This window comes from Dactylosporangium sp. CS-033363, assembly GCF_050942475.1.
Taxonomy (GTDB): Bacteria; Actinomycetota; Actinomycetes; order Mycobacteriales; family Micromonosporaceae; genus Dactylosporangium.
This window is the reverse complement of sequence record NZ_CP192032.1, coordinates 4,303,208-4,316,705: the sequence shown is the minus strand read 5'-3', so window position 1 is coordinate 4,316,705 and position 13,498 is coordinate 4,303,208. Positions and strand designations below refer to the sequence as shown.

General features: G+C 71.4%; 9 protein-coding genes. 8 read left to right on the top strand and 1 reads right to left on the bottom strand.

Going from position 1 to position 13,498, the window contains the following annotated elements:
• Positions 1 to 17 precede the first annotated feature (17 nt).
• A complete protein-coding gene (locus ACQPZ4_RS19910) occupies positions 18 to 2,603 on the bottom strand; it encodes an ATP-binding protein (RefSeq protein ID WP_433063118.1) in 2,586 nt (861 codons plus the stop codon).
• 66 nt (positions 2,604 to 2,669) lie between these two features.
• On the opposite strand from ACQPZ4_RS19910, the gene ACQPZ4_RS19905 reads away from it, so the two are divergent.
• The 8 genes from ACQPZ4_RS19905 to ACQPZ4_RS19870 all read left to right on the top strand — a co-directional run bounded on the left by ACQPZ4_RS19905 (position 2,670) and on the right by ACQPZ4_RS19870 (position 13,456).
• Positions 2,670 to 4,271 carry an MDR family MFS transporter gene (locus tag ACQPZ4_RS19905; protein WP_433063116.1) on the top strand — a complete coding sequence of 534 codons (1,602 nt, stop codon included), beginning with the start codon at positions 2,670 to 2,672 and terminating at the stop codon, positions 4,269 to 4,271.
• Positions 4,272 to 4,331: 60 nt separating this feature from the next.
• The gene (locus ACQPZ4_RS19900) at positions 4,332 to 4,949 is read left to right on the top strand and encodes a TetR/AcrR family transcriptional regulator (RefSeq protein ID WP_433063114.1); all 618 of its coding nucleotides are present in this window, start codon (positions 4,332 to 4,334) and stop codon (positions 4,947 to 4,949) included.
• A 142-nt stretch (positions 4,950 to 5,091) separates the two neighbouring features.
• On the top strand, positions 5,092 to 8,346 hold the full coding sequence (locus ACQPZ4_RS19895; RefSeq protein ID WP_433063111.1) for an Ig-like domain-containing protein: 3,255 nt from the start codon (positions 5,092 to 5,094) through the stop codon (positions 8,344 to 8,346).
• 309 nt (positions 8,347 to 8,655) lie between these two features.
• Entirely contained in the window at positions 8,656 to 9,954 is a 1,299-nt protein-coding gene (gene urtA, locus ACQPZ4_RS19890) for an urea ABC transporter substrate-binding protein (protein ID WP_433063108.1), read from the top strand.
• Between the two features lie 68 nt (positions 9,955 to 10,022).
• The gene (urtB, locus tag ACQPZ4_RS19885; RefSeq protein WP_433063105.1) at positions 10,023 to 10,907 is read left to right on the top strand and encodes an urea ABC transporter permease subunit UrtB; all 885 of its coding nucleotides are present in this window, start codon (positions 10,023 to 10,025) and stop codon (positions 10,905 to 10,907) included.
• Complete coding sequence (gene urtC / locus ACQPZ4_RS19880) at positions 10,904 to 11,998, top strand: urea ABC transporter permease subunit UrtC (RefSeq protein WP_433063102.1); 1,095 nt, start codon at positions 10,904 to 10,906, stop codon at positions 11,996 to 11,998. Before urtB ends, urtC begins: the two co-directional genes overlap by 4 nt.
• Complete coding sequence (gene urtD, locus ACQPZ4_RS19875; RefSeq protein ID WP_433063099.1) at positions 11,995 to 12,771, top strand: urea ABC transporter ATP-binding protein UrtD; 777 nt, start codon at positions 11,995 to 11,997, stop codon at positions 12,769 to 12,771. The genes urtC and urtD overlap by 4 nt, the downstream gene beginning before the upstream one ends.
• A 1-nt stretch (position 12,772) precedes the next feature.
• The gene (locus ACQPZ4_RS19870) at positions 12,773 to 13,456 is read left to right on the top strand and encodes an ATP-binding cassette domain-containing protein (protein WP_433063097.1); all 684 of its coding nucleotides are present in this window, start codon (positions 12,773 to 12,775) and stop codon (positions 13,454 to 13,456) included.
• Positions 13,457 to 13,498 lie beyond the last annotated feature (42 nt).

The window sequence follows — 13,498 nt, the reverse complement described above, 5'->3', positions numbered from 1 at the left end:
GGATCGGGAGTGGTTCCCTAGTTCCCGGGTTCCGGCTCCCCATTTCCCGCCGGGGTCACGCCGAGCCCGCGGGCCGCGGCGGCGGCCTGGTGCCGCGTGCCGGCCCCGAGTTTCTGCAGCAGCGCGGAGACGTGATGGCCGACGGTCTTGGGCGACAGGCACAGCCGGGCCGCGATCTCGGCGTCGGTCAGGCCCTCGACCAGCAGCCGGAGCACCTCCAGCTGGCGGTTGCTCAGACCGGCCGGGTTGGCGGCGGTGGCCCGCGTCGGCCCGGCCGGGATGCGCAGCGTGCCCCGGCGGCGCAGGTCCCGGCGCAGCCGCAGGGCGGTCTGGCGCGCACCCAGGCCGTCGAGCAGGGCCAGCGCCCGCAGCCGGGCGTCGTCGTCGCCGGACAGCAGCGCCAGGGCCCGGTGGTAGGGCCAGCCGAGCCCGTGCCAGGCATCGGCGGCGCCGCGCCAGTCCCCGGCCAGCAGGAGCCGGTGCGGCGCCGGCATCACCGCCGGGGCGAGCGGCGGCCCGCCGGCCAGGCGCGACCAGAGGGCGAGCTCGCCGCCGAAGTACGGGTGCCGGGCCGCCTCGGCCATCGGGTACACGGCCGCGACCTCCTCGACGGCGCGGGCGTCGTCGCCGCCGAGCCAGGCGTGTTCGGCCCGCGCGGCCGCGACCGGCGCGATCCACTGCAGCTCGCCGGTGGCGAAGGCGCGTCCGGTCGCGTCGTGCAGCGTGGCTCCGGCGGCCGGGTCGCCCCGGCGGGCCTGCACCAGTCCCAGCGGCACCAGGGCGTCGACGACCCGCCCGCCGCCGGACACCCGCTCGGCCAGCGCGGCCCGGGCGTCCTGCTCGGCGCCGGCCCAGTCGCCCAGGTCCAGGCGGAAGCGGGCCCGGTGCCCGAGCACGTGCTGGACCCAGCCGGCCAGCTCATGGTCCCGGACGAACGCGAGGGCCCGGTCGAGGTCCTGCCGGGCGCGGTCGTGGTGGCGCATCTCCGCGCCGATCGTCGCGAGGTTGCCGATCGCCCGGGCCGCGTGGTCCTCCAGGCCCGCCGCGACGGCCAGCTCGAACGCCTCCTCGAGCTCGGCCCGGCCACCCTTGTCGTCCGCCTGCAGGCGGGCCGAGCCGATGTTCGTCAGCGCGTGCGTCGATGCCTCGGCGTCGCCGAGCTCGCGGGCCAGGGCCAGCGCCTGCCCGGCCCAGTGCAGGGCCGCCTCGAGCCGCCCGGCGAGCATGTCCAGCTGGGAGCGGTTGCTGTACGCCAGGGCGAGCTGCCGCCCGGCCGGCAGTGCGGCCAGCACAGCGACGGCCCGGTCCGCGGCCGACTCGGCCTCCTGCCGGCTGCCGGCCCACCAGTGCAGGCGGGACAGCCAGCGCAGGCCCTCGCCGAGCCGCTCCCGGTCGCCGGCCGCCTCCCGCAGGGTCACGGCGGAGCGGCGGGCCGCGACCGCGTCGTCGGCGAGGCCCGCGAGGTACGCCTCGATGGAGTAGTCCTCGAGCAGGCCGGCGCTGGCCGCGGCGGGGAGCCGGTCGGCGTGGGCGAGCGCCGCCTGGTACTGCGCGACGGCCTCCCGGTGGGCCGCCACCGCCGCCGCCTGCCGGGCCGCCTCGGGTGCGTAGCGCAGCACCGCGTCGACGTCGCCCGCCTCGCGCGCGTGGTGGGCCAGGCGGGCGGCGTCGACCGGCCGGCCCGCCAGCGTGGCCAGCACCTGCCGGTTGAGCCGGTGCCGCTCCGGCACCGACAGCGATCCCTCGACGGCCCGCCGCAGCAGCTCGTGCCGGAACCCGATCCGCTCGTCGTCCATCACCAGCAGCCCGGACGCCATCCCCACCTCGACGTCCGGGGCCGCCGGGCCCAGCAGCCAGAGCTCGGCCCGGTTCGGCACCACGGAGATCAGCCGCACGGCCTCCCGGGCCGGCCGCGGCAGTCCCGCCAGCCGGGCCAGCACGAGATCCCGGACGGTGGCCGGGACCTCGGCGTCCGTAGCGGCCAGCACCTCGGTCAGCAGCAGTGGATTGCCGCCGGTGAGGGCCCGCAGGCCGGTTGCGGGCCGCCCGGCCCGCCGCGCCAGCTCCGCCACCGCGGCCTCCGACAGCGGCTCCAGCCGGACCCGCCGGACGACCTCCGCCGGCAGCCGTCCGATGACGGTGCGCAGCGGGTGGTCGGCGCCCAGCTCGTCGTCGCGGTAGGTCACGAGCAGCAGCGCCGGTGTCTGCTCCATCCGCCGCCCGAGGAATACGAGCAGGTCCAATGTGGCCTCGTCGGCCCAGTGCGCGTCCTCGACGACCAGGACCTGCCGCCGCGCCGCCGCCAGGTGGGCGAGCAGCGCCGCGAAGATGGTCTCGCGCCGATCCGTGGCCAGCGCGTCGCGCAGGCGGCCGCCGGCCTCCTGGGCGATGTCGTGGACCGGGCCGAGGGCCCGCGGGGTCAGCAGCGGATCGCACGAGCCGACCAGGAAGTCGGCCTGCGCCGACCGCTGCCGGCGGAACTGCCTGACCAACGCGGACTTGCCGGCGCCGGCCTCGCCGGCGAGCAGCACGACGCCGCCCCCGGCCAGCGCGGCGTCGAGCTCGCCCAGCGCGGCGGCCCGTTCGAGCAGCTCCACAGCCATCGACCATACGGCAGCCCCGGACCGGCCGGCATTCGCGTTTGGTGCATCAGGGTATATGGTGCACTAGTGCAAACCATACACGCGTACTCGTCCCCGGTCCGGCCGAAGAACGTGGCCCTGCTGTTCGGGGGGCTCCTGCTGACGATGCTGCTGGCCTCGCTCAACCAGACGGTGCTGTCCACGGCCCTGCCGACGATCGTCGGCGAGCTCAACGGCGTCGACCACATGACCTGGGTGATCACCGCCTACATCCTGGCGAGCACGATCATGATGCCGGTGTACGGCAAGATCAGCGACCTCCTCGGCCGCCGGCCCGTGCTCATCGCGGCGATCGTCCTCTTCGCCGGCGGCTCGGTCATGGGCGCGCTTGCCGGGAACATCGAGTGGCTGATCGCCGGCCGCACGGTCCAGGGCCTCGGCGGCGGCGGGCTGATGATCCTCTCGCAGGCGGCCATCGCCGACGTGGTGCCGGCCCGCGACCGCGGCAAGTACATGGGCATCATGGGCGCGGTCTTCGCGGTGTCCTCCGTCGCCGGCCCGCTGCTCGGCGGCTGGCTCACCGAAGGACCCGGCTGGCGCTGGGTGTTCTGGGTCAACGTCCCGCTCGCCGTGCTCGCCGTGCTGGCGGCCGCGCTGTTCCTGAAGATTCCGAAGCCGCCCCGGGCCGGGCGCCTCCGGATCGACTACCCCGGCATGGCCCTCGTCGCCGCGGCGACGACCGTCGTCGTGCTCATCGGCACCTGGGGCGGGCGCACCTACGACTGGACCTCGCCGCAGATTCTCGCGCTCATCGCCGCCGCCGTCGTGCTCGGCGGGCTGTTCGTGCTGGCCGAGACCCGCGCCGCCGACCCGGTGATCCCCATGTCGTTCTTCAAGGACCGCAACTTCACCCTCGCCACGATCGCCGCCCTGCTCATCGGGGTGGAGATGTTCGGCGTCATCAGCTACATGCCGACGTACATCCAGATGGTCACCGGTGTGGACGCCACGGTCGCCGGTCTGCTGATGATTCCGATGATGGGCGGCCTGCTCGTCGCGTCCATCGGCTCCGGCCAGGTCGTGTCCCGCACCGGGCGGTACAAGCTCTTCCCGATCGCCGGTGCGGCGGTGATGGGGGCCGGTCTCGTCCTGCTGTCGACGCTGCGGGTAGACACCGCCACCTGGGTCATGTGCACGTACCTCGCCGTCATGGGCATCGGTATCGGCCTGGCCCAGCAGCTCCTGACGCTGATCGTGCAGAACTCGTTCCCGGCCGCCATCGTCGGCACGGCGACCGCCGCGAACAACTACTTCCGGCAGGTCGGCGCCACGGTCGGCGCCGCGATCGTCGGCTCGGTCTTCGCGGCGCGCCTGAGCGACCTGCTGACGGAGAAGCTCTCCGGCCTCGGCGGTACGAACGCCGGCGGCAGCGCGAACTCCCTCACCCCGGCGGCCGTCGACCACCTGCCGGCGGCGATCCGCACACCGATCGTGGCGTCGTACAACGAGGCCCTCCTGCCGATCTTCCTCTTCCTGGTGCCGCTCGCCGTCGCCGCGGTGATCGTGCTGACGTTCGTCACCGAGCAGCGGCTCGCCACGAGCGTGGAGCGCGAGATCCCGGCGGAATCCCTGGCGGATTCCCTGGCAGAGGGCCGGCTCGCGCCGATGGACCTCACCGATCGCAGGTGATCATCCATCGGGCCCGGATTCGATTCGGCGATCGATGCACTGAGTGCATATCATGCACCTATGCAGGCTACCCTCACGCTCCGGGAACGGCAGCGCCGCGAGATTCTGCAGCTCCTGCACGAGGCCGCGATCGCGCTCGTCCACGAGAGCGGCCTCGCCGGTGCGACCGTCGACGCGATCACGCAACGCGCCGGCGTCTCCCGGCGCACCTTCTTCAACTACTACGCGTCGAAGGAGGACGCGATCCTCGGCACCACGGCGCCGGTCGTGCCCGAATCGGCGCTCGCCGAGTTCTTCGACGACGAGTCCGGGATCGACCAGTTCACCCGCACCATCCGGCTCATCAGCGCGATCGTCAGAACCACCCGGGAGGTCGGCCGGATCGAGGCCGCCGAACTGCGGGACCTGTTCGGGCGGTTCCCCGAGCTTCGGATGCGACTGCAGCAGCACACCGCGGCCGCCGAACGTCTGGTCGAGGGCGTGCTCGTCGACCACTTCTCCCGCCGCGACGCCGACTCGACGCAGGCCGCCGACTCCGCGCGCGCCCTGCTGCTCCTCGCGAGCGCGGTCATGCGATTCGCCTACTCCCGGGACCCGGACGTGCTCGACGCACCCGACCGGGAGGCGGTCCGGGCGGCGATCGACGTCTTCAAGACCGCGCTGGCCGGCGTCTCCTGACGCAGGTCCTCAGCCAGACACGGGCCGGCGCCGCACGACACCGCGCGCCCGCCAGGACTCCGCACCGATGTGACCGGCGCGAAGCTGTCCCAATTTTTGCGTTTTTGAGACAGAAAGTTCGTATTCCTGCACTATTTGCCCCATGAAGATCACCCTCCCGGCCTTGCCTCGCACGACGCGGTCCGCCGTTGCCGCGGTCGCGTTGGTCGCCGGGACCTTCCCTGTGGTGCTGGCGTCACCCGCCGGCGCCGCCGGTGATCCGGCGCCACTGGTCATCTCGGAGTTCCGGGTTCGCGGGCCGAACGCCGCGAACGACGAGTTCATCGAGATCGCCAACATCTCCGGCTCGCCGCACACCGTCGCCGCGACGAGCGGCACCGGGTACGGCATCGCCGCCTCCGACGGCACGACCCGGTGCACCATCCCCAACGGAACCGTGATCCCCGGCCGCGGGCATTACCTGTGCGTCAACAGCGTCGGCTATTCGCTGGCGAACTACCCCAGCGGCAGCGGAACGACCGCGACCGGTGACGCCACCTACACCACGGACATCCCGGACAACGCGGGTATCGCGCTGTTCGACAACAACACCGGCGGCGCGAGTTACACGCTCGCCAACCGGCTGGACGCGGTCGGCAGCACGAGCGAGGCGAACACCCTGTACAAGGAGGGCAGCGGCTATCCGGCGCTGACCCCGTTCAGCATTGACTACAGCTTCTATCGCAGCCTTTCCACCGACACCATCGCCGGCCAGAACGTGATCAGCACCCCCACCCCGGGCGTGCCGAAGGACACCGGCAACAACGCGGCGGATTTCGTGTTCGTCGACACCAACGGCACCTCGGCCGGGGCGGGCCAGCGGCTCGGCGCCCCAGGGCCGGAAAACCTGGCGTCGCCGGTGTCCGGCGGCGGTCTCGCCGTGAGCCTCCTCAACGACTGCGTTTCCGAGAGCGCCGAACCGAATGCGGTCCGCGACTTCACCTCCGACCCGCCGAACAACTCGACCTTCGGCACCATCACGTACCGGCGGACCATCAAGAACACCACCGGCACGCCGGTCACCCGGCTCCGCCTTCGGATCGCCGACGTCCGCACGTTCCCGGCTCCCAGCGGCGTCGCCGATCTGCGGCCCCGAACCTCTTCGGGCGGCACGGTCACCGTCGACCGCACGGCATGCGGTGGAGCCAGTGCGGACGTGCCGGTCGTCGCCACCACCCTCGAGCAACCAGCGTCCCAGCCGAACGGTGGCGGCTTCAACTCGAGCCTGTCGGTCGCGCTCGCGCAGCCGCTGGCGGCCGGCGCGAGTGTCAGCGTGAACATCCTGACCGGGGTCCAGCAGACGGGCATCAACGGCCTGCGCTTCATCGCCGAGGCGCTTCCCGGGGCCGGGTCCGGAACACCGGCGCTGACGTGCGCCGGCGCCTCGGTCACGGACGGGGCGAGCTACTGCTCGCTGTCCCCTCCGACGATTTCCGCTCCGGCCGCCAATGCGGTGCTGACGACTGATGCGGTCACGGTGACCGGCACCGGCGGCACCGAGGGCGCGACGGTGACGGCATCGATCGTGGGGCCGGCTCCGGCGACGACGGTGACGACGTGCACCGACAGCAGCGTCGGTTCGAGCGGGTCGTGGTCGTGCACGCCTTCGTCGCCGCTGGCCAACGGGGCGTACTCGGTGACCGTCGCGCAGCGCAATGCGGTGGACGATGCCGCGGACGACTCGGCGCCGGTCGCCTTCACCGTCAACGCGGCACCGGCGGTACCCACGGTTTCGGCGCCGTCGGCCGGTGCGGTGCTGACCAGCGGCGCCGTGACGGTCAGCGGCAGCGGCGGCAAGGACGGCGCCACCGTCACGGCCTCCATCGTCGGACCCTCGCCGGCCGTCACGGCAACGACCTGTACCAGCGGCGTCGGCTCTGGCGGGTCGTGGTCGTGCGGTCCCTCGTCGCCGCTGGCTGACGGGTCGTACTCGATGACGGTGCACCAGACCGACGCGGCGAACAAGACGTCGGCGACCTCGGCATCGATCGCGTTCTCGATCGACTCCGAAGCACCGGCGGTACCCACGGTTTCCGCGCCGTCGGCAGGCGCGATGCTGACCAGCGGCGCCGTGACGGTGAGCGGTGGCGGCGGCGAGCACGGCGCGACGGTCACGGCGTCGATCGTCGGGCCGGCGCCGGCTTCAACGGCAACAACCTGTACCAGCGGCGTCGGTTCTGGCGGGTCGTGGTCGTGCAGTCCTTCGTCGCCGCTGGCCGACGGGTCCTATTCCATCAGCGTGCAACAAACTGACGCGGCGACCAACGCGTCAGGGATTTCGGCGCCGGTCGCGTTCACGGTCGACTCCGAAGCACCGGTGACGCCCACGGTTTCGGCGCCATCGGCCGGCGGGGTGCTGGCCAACGACGCCGTGACGGTGAGCGGCAGCGGCGGCGAGCACGGCGCCACGGTCACGGCGTCGATCGTCGGGCCTGCGCCGTCGGTCGCGGCGACAACCTGTACCAGTGCCGTCGGTTCTGGCGGGTCGTGGTCGTGCGGTCCCTCGACGCCGCTGGACAACGGGTCCTACTCGATGACCGTCAAACAATCCGACGCGGCGGGGAATGTCTCGGTGGTTTCGGCGCCGGTGTCGTTCACGGTCGTACCGCCGGCGCCGACGGTGACCGGGTTGACGCCGCTCGTGGGGCCGGCGAACACGGCCGGCACCTCGATCGTGATCACGGGGACCCACCTGACCGGGGCGACCGCGGTGACGTTCGGCGGGGTGGCCGCGGCGTCGTTCACGGTCAACAGCGACACCCAGGTGACGGCCGTGGCGCCGTCCGGGCCGACCGGCTCGGTCGACGTCACCGTGACCACGCCGGGCGGACCGGCGACGTCGTCGATGAAGTTCGTCTACACCCAGACCGCGGACCCGGCGGTGCCGGCGACCGTACCGGCGCTGGCGGGCGAGATCGTCAGCTCGGCGGGCAGCAGCGGCGCCACCGTGACCGCTTCGCAGGACGTCACGTTCAGCGGGCACAACTTCGCTCCCGGCTCCACGGTGACCGTCGTGCTGTACTCGACGCCGGCGGTGCTCGGAACGGCCCTCGTCCAGATGGACGGCACCTTCTCCGTGACCCTGGCCATGCCGGCGGATCTGGCCGCGGGCACGCACACGGTGACCGCGTCCGGCTTCGACGCCTCGGGCAATCCGCGCTACCTGGGCCTGGCATTGAACGTTGCCGCGGCATCGTCCCCGGCCACTGCCCCGGCTCAGCCCAGCACCGGCGGCGCCCTGCCCGTGACCGGCAACGCCACGTCGACGCTGGCCGAGATCGGGCTGGGCCTGTTCGTCATCGGCCTGATGCTCGCCGCCACGGGCCGGCGGTCGCAGCTGTGGCGCCGCAGAACCTGACCGGATGCTGATGCCGTCGCGCCGGCGCAACAGTTCACTGTTGCGCCGGCGCACTCGTCTGCCGTTCGGATGTCAGAAGTATGCCACCCTGCGCCCCCCGCTCCTGGGCGCGGCAGAACTCTGACATCGCCGGGACGCGATATTCCGTGGAATTCCGAGGCCGACGCAGCTTTGCGGGATGCCGGTTACATAGTTGGAACGGTCGAGAAATGTCAGAGCAATGACATGGGACCAATCTGCTCTCACCTGCAGCAGCCGGCTGCGGACCCCGGCAGCACGCCTCCTCGACCAGGAACGGAGTTCCCGCATATGTCCACCCCCAGCAAGCGGTTGCGCACGCTTGTCGCCACGGGCGCCCTCGCGACGACCGTGGCCCTCGTGCTCGCCGGCTGTGGCGCGCGCGCCGGCGACGAAGCGTCCGCCAGCGGCAAGTCGGCCGGACCCAGTTGCGTCGACACCTCCGGCGGCACCATCAAGCTCGGCTTCCTCAACTCCCTCACCGGCGGCATGGCGATCTCCGAGAAGACCGTCTCGAACGTGCTGCACATGGCCGCGGACGAGATCAACGCGGGTGGCGGCATCCTCGGCAAGAAGATCCAGTACGTCCAGGAGGACGGCGCCACGGACTGGCCGACCTTCGCGGAGAAGACCGAGAAGCTGCTGACCCAGGACTGCGTCGGCGCGATCTTCGGCGGCTGGACCTCGTCCTCGCGCAAGGCCGTCAAGCCGGTCGTGGAGAAGAACAACGGCCTCTTCTTCTACCCGGTGCAGTACGAGGGCCTCGAGGCGTCGCCGAACATCTACTACACCGGTGCGACCACCAACCAGCAGATCATCCCGGCGATGGACTTCCTCGCCTCCAAGGGGGTGAAGCGGCTGTTCCTCGCCGGCAGCGACTACGTCTTCCCGCGCACCGCGAACGCGATCATCAAGCTCTACGCGGCCAAGCTCGGCATCGAGATCGTCGGTGAGGAGTACGTGCCGCTCGACAAGGACGACTGGACGACCCAGGTGGCGAAGATCAAGGCGGCCAAGCCCGACTTCATCTTCAACACCATCAACGGCTCGTCGAACGTCGGCTTCATCAAGGCCTACTACGACGCCGGCCTCACCGCGGCGACGACGCCGATCATCTCGGTGTCGATCGCCGAGGAGGAGGCGCCGGCCATGGGGCACGAGGTCACCGGCCACTACGCGTCCTGGAACTACTTCCAGTCGCTCAAGACCGACACCAACCCGAAGTTCATCGAGAGCTGGAAGGCCTACCCCAAGAGCAGCGGCGTCACGTCCGACCCGATGGAGGCCGCCTACATCTCGCTGTACCTGTACAAGGCCCTCGTCGAGGCGGCCGGCTCGTTCGACGTCAACGCGGTCAACGCCGCGGCGAAGAAGAACACCATCACGTTCGCCGCGCCGGAGGGCACCGTGACGCTCGACGGCGAGAACCACCACATCTCGAAGCCGGGTCACATCGGCCAGATCAACGCCAGCAAGCAGTTCGACATCGTCTGGTCCTCTGACAAGTTCATCAAGCCCGACCCGTTCCTCAACGGCTACGACTGGTTCCCGGCCAACGTCCGCGACCAGCTCGTCAAGGCCGCGGGCTGATCGCTCAACCCTCTGGAGCGGGGTTGCGTGCAACCCCGCTCCCTCCTCAGCAAAGAGAGCGAGAGCACGTGGACGCACTGATCCCACCACTGCTGAACGGCAGCGCCCAGGGTGCGCTGCTCCTGCTCGCCGCGCTCGGCCTCTCGCTCACGTTCGGGCAGATGGGCGTGATCAACATGGCCCACGGCGAGTTCCTCATGATCGGCGCCTTCACCGCCTACCTCGTCCAGCAGGTCATCGGCGCCAGTGGTCTGTCGATCCCGCTCGCGCTGCCGGTCGCGTTCGCCGTCGCCGGGCTGTTCGGCCTCCTGCTGGAGGTCAGCATCATTCAATGGATGTACCGCCGGCCCCTCGACACGCTGCTCGTCACGGTCGGCGTCGGCCTGATCCTGCAACAGGCGGCGCTGCAGATCTTCCCGTCCCAGGGCGTGCCGGTGGAGAAGCCGGGCTGGCTCGACGGGCAGCTGACCGTCCTCGGCTACGACTGGCCGCTGCGGCAGGTGTTCACGATCCTGCTCGCGGCCGTCTGCGTCGCGGCGCTGGCGGCCTGGCTCAAGTACTCCTCGTTCGGCCGCCGCATCCGGGCGACCGTGCAGAACCGGGACCTCGCCGAGACCACGGGCATCTCCACCCGTACCGTCGACCGCCTGACCTTCTTCGTCGGCTCGGGGCTGGCCGGGGTCGCCGGCGTCGCCGCGTCGCTCGTCGGCGGCACGAACTCGACGATGGGTGCGCAGTACATCATCCCGGCCTTCCTCGTGGTCGCCGCCGGCGGCATCGGCCAGCTCAAGGGCACCATCGTCGCCGCGTGGGCGGTGGGCGTCGGGCTGTCGTGCTTCGCCTACTGGACGACCGGCAGCCTCGCGCAGGTGCTCGCCTTCATCCTCGTGATCGTCTTCCTGCAGGTGCGCCCGCAGGGACTGTTCACGGTGCGGACCAGGAGTCTGGTATGACCAAGCTGAAGCCATGGCTCTCCCTGCTCGGCATCGGGGTGTTCGCCGTCCTGCTCCTCGCGGTCGCCCCGGCCGTGCTCACCGATCACTGGCTCGGCAACCTCGGCAAGTACTGCTGCTGGGCGATGGCCGCCGTCGGCATCGGCCTGGCCTGGGGCCGGGGCGGGATGCTCGTGATGGGGCAGGGGGTGTTCTTCGCCCTCGGTGCGTACGCGATGGCCATGCACCTCACGCTGGAGACCGCCGGTGACGGGGTCCCGGGGTTCATGGTGCTCTACGACCCGCTCGCGCCGCTGCCGGCGTTCTGGGAGCCGTTCCGCAGCACGGTGTTCACCCTGCTGGCGATCGTGCTGCTCCCGGTGGTCGTGGCCGGCATCCTCGGCTACGCGCTGTTCAAGCGCCGCGTGAAGGGCGCGTACTTCGCGATCCTGACCCAGGCGCTCGCCGTCGCGCTCGCCACCCTGATCAGCTCCACGATCCGCGAGACCGGCGGCGACACCGGGCTCAGCGACTTCAAGTACTTCTTCGGTTTCGTGCTGAACGACCCGGCGAACCGCAACATGGTGTACCTCATCACGGCCGGGCTGCTCGTCGTGTGCCTGCTCGTGGTGTGGCAGCTGTACCGCAGCCGCTTCGGGGAGCTGCTCGTCGCCACCCGCGACGCCGAGGAGCGCGTGCGCTTCCTCGGCTACGACCCGGCCAACGTCAAGCTCGCCGCCTTCATCGGCGCCGCGCTGATGGCCAGCATCGGCGGGGCGATGTTCGTGCCCATCGTCGGCATCATCACGCCGGCCGAGATCGGCGCGGCCGCCTCGATCCTCATGATCGCGGGCGTCGCGTTCGGCGGGCGGGCCTCGCTCTTCGGCCCCGCGCTCGGCGCGATGGCGGTCGGCTGGGGACAGTCAAGCCTCGGCTCCACCTGGCCCGACGGCTGGACCTACATCCTCGGCCTGCTGTTCATCGTCGTCATCCTCTTCCTGCCGAAAGGACTGTCGTCGTTGCCCGCCAGGTTCACCGCGGCGCGCCGCAAACCCGGTGCGGAGCCCGCACCGGCCACCGCCGCCCGGCAGCTCGAGGAGGCGACGTCATGACCGGCGCTTCGCTCGTCGTCACGGACCTGCGCGTCGAGTTCTCGGGCTTCGTCGCGGTCGGCGGCGTCTCCTTCGACGCGCACCCGGGCGAGGTCCGGTTCCTCATCGGCCCGAACGGCGCCGGCAAGACCACCTGCATCGACGCCATCACCGGGCTCTCCGCGGCCACCGGGTCGGCCCGGCTCGGCGAGCAGGAGCTGCTCGGCAAACCGGTGCACAAGATCGTCCGGCTCGGCGTCGGCCGCACGTTCCAGACCGCGAGCGTCTTCAACGAGCTCACGGTGCTGCAGAATCTCGACATCGCCGCCGGGCGCCACCGGCACTGGTCCTCGCTGCTGCGGACCCGCCGCGGCGTCGACCCGTCGATCGAGCAGGCGCTCGAGGAGACCGGACTCGCCGGCGAGCTCGCCACGCCGGCCGGCATCCTGTCGCACGGCCAGAAGCAGTGGCTGGAGATCGCGATGCTGCTCGTGCAGGACGCGCGGGTACTGCTGCTCGACGAACCGGTCGCCGGCATGAGCCACGACGAGCGGACCGCGACCGGCGAGCTCCTGCAGCGCGTCGCGGCGAAGCGCATCGTGCTGGTCGTCGAGCACGACATGGACTTCATGCGCCGCTTCGCCACCCGGGTGACGGTGCTGCACCAGGGCAAGGTGCTCTCGCACGGCACGGTGGCCGAGGTACAGGCCGATCCGAAGGTGCAGGAGGTCTACCTCGGCACGGCGGGCGCCGCGACCACGGCCGCGATGGCGGCCGTGCAACAGGAGGACTGACATGCTGGAACTCACCGACATCGAGGCCGGCTACGGGCGCACGCGGGTGCTGCACGGCGTGACGGTGCCGGCCGGGAAGGTCGTGGCCGTGCTCGGCCACAACGGCGCCGGCAAGACGACGCTGCTGCGCGTCGCGATCGGGCTCATCAAACCGACGAAGGGCCGCGTGTACTTCGACGGCGAGGACATCGCCTCGCTCGCCCCGAACAGGCGCGTCGCGCGCGGCATGGCGTATGTGCCGCAGGGTCAGCAGGCGTTCGGCCAGCTCACCACGCTGGAGAACCTGCAGCTCGTCGCCGACGGCCGCCGGCGCGGCAAGGCCCTCATCGACGCGCAGCTGGCCCGCTTCCCCGCGCTGGAGCAGTTCGCCGCCCGCAAGGCGGGCCTGCTCTCGGGCGGGCAGCGCCAGCAGCTCGCGATCGCCCGCGCCCTCATCACCGAGCCGAAGCTGCTCATCCTCGACGAGCCGACCGAGGGCATCCAGCCCACGATCGTCGCCGAGATCGAGCGGACCATCGTGCAGCTGGCCGCGGAGGGCATCAACGTGCTCCTCGTCGAGCAGCACATCGGCTTCGCCCTCGAGGCCGCCGAGCGGTACGTCGTGCTCGCCTCGGGCTTCGTCACCCAGACCGACGAGGGCGGCTCGGCCGCCGTCTCCACCGTGCGGGCCGCCATGGCGATCTGAGCCGACATTCCCGCTTCCCGGGCCCGCAACAGCTTCGAAACA